7 protein-coding genes and 1 tRNA gene are annotated in these 9265 nt (G+C 62.3%); 5 read left to right on the plus strand and 3 right to left on the minus strand.

The annotated features are described in order from the left end of the window. The first annotated feature begins 63 nt into the window (after positions 1-63). A complete protein-coding gene (locus BJP07_RS05380) occupies positions 64-267 on the plus strand; it encodes a cold-shock protein (RefSeq protein WP_070363240.1) in 204 nt (67 codons plus the stop codon). A 289-nt stretch (positions 268-556) separates the two neighbouring features. On the opposite strand, the gene BJP07_RS05385 is transcribed toward BJP07_RS05380, so the two are convergent. Continuing rightward, the gene (locus tag BJP07_RS05385; protein WP_071566464.1) at positions 557-1183 is read right to left on the minus strand and encodes a DedA family protein; all 627 of its coding nucleotides are present in this window, start codon (positions 1181-1183) and stop codon (positions 557-559) included. A 156-nt stretch (positions 1184-1339) separates the two neighbouring features. Here BJP07_RS05385 and topA point away from each other — a divergent pair, with 156 nt between their 5' ends. Continuing rightward, a complete protein-coding gene (topA, locus tag BJP07_RS05390) occupies positions 1340-4189 on the plus strand; it encodes a type I DNA topoisomerase (protein ID WP_071566465.1) in 2850 nt (949 codons plus the stop codon). Positions 4190-4195: 6 nt separating this feature from the next. Here the strand turns inward: topA and BJP07_RS05395 are convergent, their stop codons facing one another. Then, positions 4196-5722 carry an adenylate/guanylate cyclase domain-containing protein gene (locus BJP07_RS05395; RefSeq protein WP_071566466.1) on the minus strand — a complete coding sequence of 509 codons (1527 nt, stop codon included), beginning with the start codon at positions 5720-5722 and terminating at the stop codon, positions 4196-4198. 47 nt (positions 5723-5769) lie between these two features. Here BJP07_RS05395 and BJP07_RS05400 point away from each other — a divergent pair, with 47 nt between their 5' ends. From BJP07_RS05400 to BJP07_RS05410, 3 genes are all read left to right on the plus strand, one after another. After that, positions 5770-6963, plus strand: coding sequence for a DNA polymerase III subunit delta' (locus BJP07_RS05400; RefSeq protein ID WP_255365929.1), 1194 nt, complete (start codon positions 5770-5772; stop codon positions 6961-6963). A 49-nt stretch (positions 6964-7012) separates the two neighbouring features. Further along, positions 7013-7085 (plus strand) — tRNA-Thr (locus tag BJP07_RS05405). Between the two features lie 361 nt (positions 7086-7446). Then, on the plus strand, positions 7447-8109 hold the full coding sequence (locus BJP07_RS05410) for a DUF3800 domain-containing protein (RefSeq protein WP_071566468.1): 663 nt from the start codon (positions 7447-7449) through the stop codon (positions 8107-8109). A 226-nt stretch (positions 8110-8335) separates the two neighbouring features. On the opposite strand, the gene BJP07_RS05415 is transcribed toward BJP07_RS05410, so the two are convergent. Continuing rightward, positions 8336-8998: a hypothetical protein gene (locus BJP07_RS05415; protein WP_071566469.1), complete on the minus strand. Its 663-nt coding sequence runs from the start codon at positions 8996-8998 to the stop codon at positions 8336-8338. Between the last annotated feature and the right edge of the window lie 267 nt (positions 8999-9265).

Here is a 9265-nt window from a genome sequence, read left to right on the forward strand (position 1 = left end):
GCGCCAGGACATCAGCCCTGGTGGACGACTTTATTTATCCATCTTTTGAAAGGGAACACACCAATGGCTACAGGCATCGTGAAGTGGTTTAACGCTGAAAAGGGCTTCGGCTTCATCGCTCCAGACGACGGCTCCGCCGACGTCTTCGTCCACTACTCCGAGATCCAGGGCAGCGGCTTCCGCACCCTCGAGGAGAACCAGAAGGTCGAGTTCGAGATCGGCGAGGGCGCCAAGGGCCCACAGGCCCAGCAGGTCACCGCTCTCTAACCTGACACCTTCTTATTGAGGTGCACGCCCCGGCTCCGGCCGGGGTTTTTCTTTGCCTTCTGCCCGAACGGCGCAGGCTGCTGTACACCAAATTCCATCGCGCAGCGGGTGCGACCTGGGGAAACGCGGGGTCACCCTCCTGAAATTCTGGAATTTGGTGCACGTCCCTCTTCACCTCGCACCAAATTCCATCGCGCAGGGGGCACGACCTGGGGAAATGCTGTCGGCATCCCTCCAAAAGAGGGAATTTGGTGCGCAGGCCCAGGCGCACGGGACGCAAGCGGGGAGGTTATACGGCGGAGACGCCGCGCCGGACGTCGAAAAGCTCGAAGATGTAGGACTGGATGCGCTGCATGATCCAGCCGACGAGGGCGCCGAGGGCGATGCCGACGATCATGCCGAGGAGGGGGAAGTCGGAAAGGAGGGAGCCGCCGGCGTAGCCGAGGCCGACGGAGAGGCAGGCCCAGATGATGACGCCGATGGTGTCGTAGAGGAAGAACGCGAACCAGTTGTAGCGCACGCTGCCCAGCACAATCGTGGCGACCCAGCGCGCCCAGGGTAGGAATCGGGCGACGAGTACGGTGATGCCGGCGCCGCGGTTCATGTTGCGGCGGACCCAGTCGATGGCTTGGCCGGCTTTGGAGTTGGGGTCGAGGCGGTCGACGACGTCGATGAGGCGGCCGCCGAGGATGAAGCAGATGTTGTCGCCGATGATGCCGCCGATGATGGCGGCGCAAATGATGCCCCACGCGTTGGGTACGCCTTGAGATGCGGAGAAGGCGCCGGCGAGGTTGAGGACGGTTTCGGAGGGGATGAGGGGGACGAGTGCGTCGCCGAGGATGAGGAGTACGACGAGTGGGTAGAAGAGGGGTGTGCCCATCAGGGTGTGGAGGAAGCCGATGAGGGAGTCGATCATCTGGGGTTTTGCCTCCTTGGGTGCCCGATGGTGCTCATGGGGGTTCAGTGTAGTTGGTGGGGGTGAAATCGAGGAGTTGTAGGGTTGCTATTTAATTGTCTGATACAACTTATGTGAGTTAACGAACATAGTTCTTGAAGTGAGGTGTCACGAAGCGTGGCTGAAGACGGCAAGACCCTCGTCATCGTGGAGTCCGCGACGAAGGCGAAGAAGATCCAGAAGTATTTGGGGAGTGACTACATTGTGGAAGCTTCCGTGGGGCACATTCGTGATCTTCCGGGCCGCGCTGCTGACATCCCTGCGAAGTACAAGAAGGAACCGTGGGCGAAGTTGGGGGTGAATCCGGAGTCTGGGTTTGCACCTATATATGTTGTCAGTCCTGACAAGAAGAAGAAGGTTACTGATCTTCGTTCGAAGTTGAAGCAGGCGGACAAGTTGCTGCTGGCGACAGACCCGGACCGTGAGGGGGAGGCTATCGCGTGGCATTTGTTGGAGACGTTGAAGCCGAAGGTGCCGGTGGAGCGCATGGTGTTCAACGAGATTACGGAGTCGGCGATTCGGGAGGCTGCGGAGAATACCCGTGAGCTGGATATGGATCTTGTCGACGCCCAGGAGACCCGTCGCATCCTGGACCGGTTGTACGGTTACGAGGTTTCTCCGGTGCTGTGGAAGAAGGTCATGCCGCGACTGTCGGCGGGTCGTGTGCAGTCGGTGGCGACGCGTGTGATTGTGGAGCGTGAGCGCGAGCGCATGGCGTTTATCCCGGCGGAGTATTGGGATGTGACCGCGACGTACGGTGGGGGTACGGCGTTTGATGCGAAGCTTGTTGCGATTAACGGTTCGCGGATTGCGCAGGGCAAGGACTTTGATGATCGCGGTCGGCTGAAGGGGTCGGCTGAGGGGGTTGTGGTCGTCGATAAGCAGGTGGCGGAGGAGCTTGCTGGGGCGCTGAAGGGCACCTCGATGACGGTGAGTGGCGTGGAGGACAAGCCGTACAGTCGCAAGCCGTACGCGCCCTTTATGACGTCCACTCTGCAGCAGGAGGCGGGGCGGAAGCTGCGGTTTACGTCGGCGCGTACGATGCGTATTGCGCAGCGCCTATACGAGAACGGCCACATTACCTATATGCGTACGGACTCGACGTCCCTGTCGCAGCAGGGTCTGTCGGCGGCGCGTGCCGCCGCGACGGAGTTGTACGGCGCGGAGTACGTGGCGGACAAGCCGCGTATCTACGACCGGAAGGTGAAGAACTCGCAGGAAGCGCACGAGGCGATCCGCCCTGCCGGTGAGCGTTTTGCTACGCCGGGGCAGCTGTCGAAGGTGCTGGACGCGGAGGAGTTCAAGCTCTATGAGCTGATTTGGCAGCGCACGGTGGCGTCCCAGATGGAGAACGCCCGCGGGAACTCGACGAAGGTGACTGTCGCGGGCGACTTTGATACCGAATTCGCTGCAACTGGTCGCACGATTACGTTCCCGGGCTGGCTGCGCGCCTACTCGGACACCCGCGACAGCGAGACGCACTTACCGCAGCTCACCGCGGGCGACGAGCTGCCTACCACCGCGATTTCTGCGGATGGGCACTCCACGAACCCGCCGGCCCGCTACACCGAGGCGAGCCTGGTGAAGAAGATGGAGGACCTTGGGATTGGGCGTCCGTCGACGTATGCGTCGATTATTAAGACGATCCAGGACCGCGGCTACGTGTTCTCCCGCGGCAACGCGCTGGTGCCCAGCTGGGTGGCGTTTTCCGTGGTCGGCCTGCTGGAGAACAACTTCGACGCCCTGGTGGACTACGACTTCACGTCCTCAATGGAGGACGAACTCGACGAGATCGCGCACGGCAACGAGGACCGCACCCGCTGGCTGACCAGCTTCTACTTCGGCGACGCCGACGCCAGCGACAACACCGCCGAGGCGATCGCGCGCCGCGGTGGCCTCAAGCACATCATCGAGGACAACCTCGAGCGTATCGACGCCCGCCAGGTCAACTCCCTGAAACTCTTCGACGACGCGGAAGGCCGCGCCGTCAACGTGCGCGTGGGCCGCTACGGGCCGTACATGGAACGCCAGGTGGGTGTCACCGCCGACGGCGAACCGGAGTACCAGCGCGCCAACATCCCCGAAGCCACCACGCCTGATGAGGTCACCCTGGAGCTGGCGGAGAAGCTGTTCGCCACCCCACAGTCCGGCCGTGAGCTGGGCGTGAACCCGGCCAACGGGCGCATGGTGGTGGCCAAGGAAGGCCGCTTCGGCCCCTACGTCACCGAGAAACTCGGCGACGACGAGCTGGAGAAGGCGCAAGCCCACGCCGCAGAAATCATCGCCGAGGAGCGCGCCGCGGAGGACAAGCAGCGCGCCGAAGAGGGCAAACGGAAGAAGAACTGGGACACCAAGACAGCCGCGAAGCAAAAAGAAAAGCGTATGACCGAACTTGTCGAGGAGCAACTCAAGCCCGCGACGGCGTCCCTGTTCCAGTCGATGGACCCGGCCTCTGTCACGCTTGAGCAGGCGCTGCAGCTGCTGAGCCTGCCGCGCGAGGTGGGCGTCGACGATGGGGAAGTGATCACGGCGCAGAACGGCCGCTACGGCCCGTACCTGAAGAAGGGCACCGACTCGCGCTCCCTGGCAAGCGAAGAGCAGATCTTCAGCATCACCCTGGAGGAGGCGCGCCGCATCTACGCGGAGCCGAAGCGCCGCGGTCGCGGGGCTGCGAAGGCGCCGCTGAAGCTGCTCGGGGACAACGACGTGTCCGGCAAGCCGATGTCCATTAAGGACGGCCGCTTCGGCCCGTACGTCACCGACGGCACCACAAACGCGTCCCTCCAGCGCGGCGATACCCCGGAGACCATGACGGACGAGCGCGCGAACGAGCTGCTGTCTGCGCGCCGGGCCCGCGAGGCGGAGAACCCGAAGCCAGCCAAGAAGGCCGCCCGCAAGACAACCCGCAAGAAGGCGACGAAGAAGACGACGCGCAAGAAGGCGACGAAGAAAGCTACGAAGAGCTAGTAGCGGCTAGTAGCGGTCCGCCAGGGTGGAACGCACCGGGCGGGCCAGCTGCGTCATGCGGTTGCGCCCGCGCAGCTCCACGGACTTCATCAGCGTCCAGCGCTGCTGCTCGACCTCGTTGGCGGCGCGTAGGGTCGCGGCGTTGGTGAGTACGCAGCCAGGGGTGTCCTTGGCCAGTTCGGTGAGGCGGGCGGCGGCGTTGACGGCGTCGCCGATCACGGTGTATTCGAAGCGGTCGGAGCCACCGATGTGGCCGGCGACCACGTGCCCGGAGGCCACCCCGATGCCTGCCTGCAGCTCGAGGCCGGCCAGTTCGCGGCGTAGTTCGCGGGCGGCCTGGAGGGCGTGGGAGGTGGCGTCGTGGATGGAGACGGGCGCGCCGAACACGGCCAGCGCCGCATCGCCCTGGAACTTGTTGATCACGCCTTTGTTGCGGTGCACCACTTCAACGACGATCTCGAAGAAGTTGTTCAGCGCGGCCACGACCTGTTCCGGGGTGTGGTTGACGGCGAAGGTAGTGGAGCCGATCACGTCGATGAACACGACGGCCACACGGCGGTCCTCCCCGCCGAGCTCCGGTTTCTCCTCCAGGGCCTTCTGGGCGACCTCGGTGCCGACGTAGCGACCGAAGATGTCGCGGACGCGCTGGCGCTCGTTGAGCCCGCGCATCATCTCGTTGAACCCGGCCTGCAGTACGCCGATTTCGGAGCCGTCGTAAATGTCCACCTGGGTGTTGCGCTCCCCGCGGCGCACCTTATTGATGGCTTCCTGCAGCTCCTTGATGGGGTCCACCACACTCATGATGGCGAACGCGGTGCCGATGAAGCCGGTGGCCAGCGCGGTCAGCGTCAGCGCGAGGACGGCAGGCATGAGCTCGCCGGGGCGGTTGTAGAAGAAGTCGTGGCGCTGCGCGAAGAACAGGGCGAGCACCCCGAACATTGGGACGGCGGAGGTGGTGAACCAGGTCAGGTACAGGCGGTGCTTGATCGGCGGTTCCAGGGTGGAGTCTTCGAAGCGCCGTGCGAGTGCCGACGCCGCCACCGGCCGCACCAGGCGCTCTGCCTGCAGGTACGTCATCACTGCGGTGACGAAGCACGCCAGCGATGTGGACCCTAAAGTCACCACTGCCAGCTGGTGGTCGATGCGCCAGGCGGCCACGGTGATGATCATGATGCCGATGGCCCACACCCCGACCACGATCACGGTTTGCAGTACCGGGATACGCATGACCAGGTTGCGCACCATGTTCGGGTCGTGGTCGTCGGGGCTGAGCTGCCACTCGAGCACCGGCCGGAACAGGAAGAACGTGACCACGATGCCCACGAAGATGGCAAAGCAGAAGTAGGCCGCGCCGAGGAAGCCGAGGCTTTCGTCGTAAATGTTGAGCTGCTGCACTTCCCGCATGGGGATGAGGAAGCGCACAAACAGCATGATCAGCACAGCGCCGACGACGTTGGTTCCGAGCACAGTTGCGGCGTAGAGGGGCCACGAAGTGCCCCACAGCCATTTGAAACTGCGCCAGAATCGTTCCATGCTGTAACACTTTAGCGGGTTTCCGCCCTACTGTACGCTTGGGGCTTGTGCCTACCGTGAGTCAATTACTTGCCGACGCCCCCTCCGTCCAGCAAGTCATCATGAACGCTGCCGCGGCCGCCCGGGGGATCGGCGACGCGCGCGCGATGACGCACTCCTGGCTGTTCACGGGGCCTCCCGGTTCGGGACGCTCTAACGCGGCGCTCGCGTTCGCGGCTGCGCTGGTGTGCACGGACTCGGACGAGATCGGCTGCGGGCGCTGCAAGGGCTGCCGCGACGCGCTGTCCTCCCAACACACCGATGTCATGCACGTGGTGCCCAAGGAACTGACGATCAAGGTGAAGGAGACCCGCGAGTACATCGCGCAGGCTGCCCGCATGCCGACGGTCGCCCGCTGGCGCGTCCTCATCATCGAGAACGCCGATCGCCTCGGGCAGGACGCCTCCGACGCGCTGCTGAAAACGGTGGAGGAGCCCCCGGCCCACACCGTGATCATTCTGTGCGCGCCATCGACGGACCCGGAAGACTTCTCCCAGACGCTGCGCTCCCGCTGCCGGCACCTCTACATCCCCGCCCCCTCCGAGGGCGAGGTGGTGCGCATCCTGATGCAGGAGGAGGGTGCCACAGAATCCGACGCCCGCCTCGCCGCCGCCACCACACTGCGCCACGTGGGCCGGGCCCGCAGGATGGTCAACGACAAGTCCGTACAGATCCGCCGCGCCCAAGCCATCAACCTCGCCGAGCTGGTCTTCCACGGCGCCCAGGCATTCCAGGCCGTTGCCTCCCTAGTGAAGGCCACGGAGAAAACCGCCGTCGAGGACTACGCCGCGGAGGACGCCGAGGAGCGCGCCAAGCTCGAGCGGGCCCTCGGCGTTGGCGCGAAAGGCAGGGGAGCGGCGAAAGCGTTGCGCGGGGCCTCCGCCTCCGTCAAGGCGCTTGAGGCGAGCCAGAAAGCGCGCGGCACCCGCCGCAAACGCGACGTGTTCGACCTCATCCTCGTAGACCTCGCCGGCATTTACCGCGACGCCCTCGCCGTCCAGTCCGACGCCCAAGTCTCACTTACACACCCGGACTTCCAGCCACTCGCCGCCGAACTCGCCGAGAAAGTCCGCCCCGAAGGACTCGTAGCGTGCCTCGACGCCATCGCCCAATGCCGCCAGCGCCTCCAGCAGCAGGTGAGCCCCGTCGTGGCATTCAACGGGATGCTCGGCCACATCCGCCTCGCCTGCGACACCCGCTGACCTGGCAGTTTCGTAGATTCTTGGCGGTGCTGTAATATTGTGCAGCGTTGCCACCTTAGCTCAGTCGGCAGAGCGTCTCACTCGTAATGAGAAGGTCGCGAGTTCGATTCTCGCAGGTGGCTCGGGATAAACTCCCTGGTAGATGTGTTTTCTGCCAGGGGGTTAGACATTTGTAAAATGGTGCCCGGTACACACTGGGTACACACCAGGCCCCAGCCCCAGCCCCCGGGCTCCAAAATTGTTCCCCGCTATTCGGTTGACGCTGGAACTATTTCAGACGGCCACTCCGACTAACTGGGAAAACGCCGCAGTGAAGCGCCGAAACCGGGGTTGGAGCCGAAATGGTTCCCGAGCCCGGGAACTATCTTGAAGGCGCACAGACCATCGACCACGTGCGATATTGTCAGGCCCAGACCGAGCACAGACCGAGCAGATTACGGCGTAGAAAGAAGACTAGCGTGACGGATTGCTAGGGTGATCCATGTGTTGCATGCATTTATTGATGAATCCGAGCACAAGGATAAATACTTCACCCTCACCGTTTTGATCGTGGAGGATGAAAATCTTTTACGCCTTGAGCAAGAATTGCATGCCTTGCTCACGGACTACGCCGAGACTACTGGCTACGTCAATATCAATGCTGAGTTGCATGGATACGACATCATGCAGCAAAAACGCGATTGGGATGGGGTTCCAATCGGAATCGCGAGATCGATCTATCTACGTGCCCTTGGGATAATAAACAGGTTGGCATCTGCCATGTTCGTGGAGACCATTGACCGGCATGAGCAGGCAAAGAAATATCGAAATGCTTACAATCCACGAACGGTAGCAATCGGCTACATATTGGAGCGGGTGGATGAGTATGCCTCGAAAAGAAACGAGATTGCGAAGTGCTATCTCGATGATCACTACACCGCTCCGGAAGGACGTAAAGAATTCGTCGAGTATAAAGCCAAGGGGACGTTCGGCTACCGAAGCTCCAAACTCGCCAATATAGAAGAAATGGAGTTTTATGACTCACGGTTGAAGCGAGGGCTGCAAGCCGCTGACCTTTGCTGTTATGTCTATCAGCGGCGTCTTAACGTGAAAGTCGGTAACCCGAAAATGCTCGCAACCCAAGAAAAGATGTGGGGGGGCGATTGAAAACATTGTTGAAAGCGGTAGGCAAAGAATTTGGCCGTAGACGCACAAAAACCCCGCACGGCGGGGCTTCTGGCAATGTGGAGTTGCGCACGGCGCGCAATCTCTACAGTCAAAATGCTAGCCAGTTGGTGATGAAAAAACAAGGGGAATGACCCATCGTAGGACGGTGCTCTGTCTGCTAGCACACTATGAAGGTAGCGAAGGCTGGTGGGCAGTTCGCGAAGTTTTAAAGCATCGGTAGCTGTGGCAGCTTCACGCCGAGCTTCGGCAACGCGGCAATCAGGCCGATGATCGCGAGCACCGCCGCGATCACGCCACCAACAATCGCCGCCACGTTCAGCTCCGATTCTGAAGTAGGGTATGCAACATCCACCTGGGTGCCTTTCGCGCAGGCGGCGGCTGCTGCGGAGTCGGCGTCGTCAAGCATGGCCTGCTTCTCGGCGACCTTCCCAGCTGGCGTGGCGGCCCACGCCTTGTACAGCTCAGCATCACTCTTCTCGACGCCAAACGGCACCTCAGCGCGCTTCTTCCCCGGGCCAACCTTGCGCATCGCCGGGTCGATGTCCTCGAGCGATCCCTCCTTCGTCGGCTTCGTCTCTTTCACCGTCTTCTGCGCCTCGGCGTACTTCTCGGCGAGCTTCGCGGGCCGCTTTGTGGCGTCCGGGTAGGTGGTGTCCACCGCGGCCACGAAGTCACGCGCCTGCTCATGGGCGCCGATCATCTTCGCCTCGTCGAACCACGCTTTCACGAAGCGCTGCTCATCGGCCGAAAGCTGCACCGTGCACATGCCGTCCTTGCCTTTCACGTTCACCGTCGCTGCGTGGGCAGGCGCGGCAATGGTGCCGAGCGCGATCGCGGTGGCTGCGGCGCAGGTAACGATTCTTTTCATGGTGTCCTCCTAGAGAGTGAGTGGGTGTACTGGGGGTACATGCTCAGTTTCCGATACGGCATGTTGCGGCAGCGTTAACAGGGGGATTCGGGGGTGGTGGGGCTATGTCACAGGTGTCTGTTTGAAATAGTTCCCACGCCCCCCTCGTGCCGTTGAACTTGTGAACTCCCCAGGTCACCCGGTGTTACACCGGGTAGGAAGGACACACAGCAATGACGGTAGTCATCCCTCCCACCAGCCGCGCCTCGGAGGAGTTCACCACAGAAC

This window comes from Corynebacterium sp. NML130628 (genome assembly GCF_001875665.1).
In the GTDB taxonomy this organism is placed as follows: domain Bacteria; phylum Actinomycetota; class Actinomycetes; order Mycobacteriales; family Mycobacteriaceae; genus Corynebacterium.